This is a genomic window from Leisingera sp. F5, assembly GCF_001593695.1.
Genome location: NZ_LUKH01000950.1, coordinates 1 through 1,420, shown reverse-complemented (window position 1 = coordinate 1,420; position 1,420 = coordinate 1). Strand labels below are relative to the sequence as shown.

2 protein-coding genes are annotated in these 1,420 nt (G+C 60.0%); both read left to right on the top strand.

Annotation, left to right across the window (positions count from 1 at the left end; all coding sequences use genetic code 11):
- On the top strand, positions 1–465 hold a 465-nt coding region (locus tag A2I95_RS37755), incomplete at its 5' end, for a winged helix DNA-binding protein (protein WP_291737560.1).
- A 53-nt stretch (positions 466–518) separates the two neighbouring features.
- On the top strand, positions 519–1,420 hold a 902-nt coding region (locus tag A2I95_RS37750; protein ID WP_291737559.1), incomplete at its 3' end, for a LysR family transcriptional regulator.

Sequence of the window (1,420 nt, the reverse complement as noted above, 5' to 3'; positions counted from 1 at the left end):
GGGTTGCACATGCTGGAAATGGCAATTCAAAGGGCGGGAGCGGGTTTGACCCGATGGCAGGCTGGCTGTTTTGAACAGATCAGCACCGTGTCCTTGGCAAGTGCTGAGATCACATTACTGCAGTTGATCGGCAATGGCAGCCGGTCCAAAACGATCAAGGAGTTGGCCTGGAGCACCAACCGCACCGATATTCCCAATATTCAGTATTCCCTGCGCAAACTGGCATCTGCCGGGCTGACCCGCAAACAGGGGGCGGGCCGCTCAGGGGTCACCTACAGCTTGACTGAGGAAGGCTGTCAGGTGGAGGAGAGGCTGCAGGATATCCGTGAACGTCTGCTGTTGCAGGCGCTGGCGGGGCGTCAGGATCTGGCCAGGCGGTTGCATTGCGCTGCGGAAACACTGGAGGAATTGACTGAGCTGTTCGGCGAGGCTGTCCGTCAGGCCGAAGCGCGCAGCGGTTCCTAAGGTCGCAGCAGATCCCATTGTGCGGATCGGCAGGGGCAGCGTAAGGTTTGGTCATGATCGAACTCAAAGACCTTCAGCTGCTGACCGCGCTGGCGCGGCATCAGCATTTCGCCAAGGCCGCTGCTGATTGCGGTATTTCGCAGCCTGCGTTTTCTATGCGGATCCGCAATCTGGAGGAACGGCTGGGTCTGTCCATCGTGCGCCGGGCCAACCGGTTCCAAGGGCTGACCGAGGAAGGCATGATGATTGTGCGCCGGGCTCGCTCGATTCTGGACGATGCCAAGGCACTGGAGCAGGAGATTGCGGCAACCCGCGGCGAGGTGACAGGCACCTTGGTGCTGGGGGTGGTGCCGACCGCCACCGCTTGGGCCGCGCAACTGGTGGACCAAGTCCATCAGGCCTATCCGAGGATTCTGGCGCGGGTCGAAGTCACCACATCGCTGGCTATTCAGCAACGGCTTTATGATGGTACAATTGATGCTGGAATAACTTATTCCGACAGCATGGGACGGGATCTGGTGACAGTGCAGCCGCTCTATGAGGAAAGCTATGTGCTGCTGGCGCCGGAACGGATGGTGGCGGACCGGGGCGATGCGATCAGCTGGGCAGAAGCGGCAGAATTGCCGCTCAGCTTGCTGGATCAGCAGATGCAGAACCGCCGCATTCTAGACCGGATCTTTGCGGATCTGGAGCTGAGGCCGGAGATTGTGTCCGAATCCAACGGTTTCATGGCGTCGATGGTGCTGGCACGTGAAGGGTCGGTGGCGACGATTCTGCCGCGTGCGCTGATGCAAGCCCTGGGGGGGCTCGGCGGCACCCGGGTGCTGACGCTGATTAAGCCGGAACAAACCCGGCAGATTTGCATCGCCACTTTGGACCGGACACCGGAACTCACAACTGTGCGCGCTTTAAAAGAGGTGGTTGCGACGTTTGTGGACGATGGGATGCCGCAAAT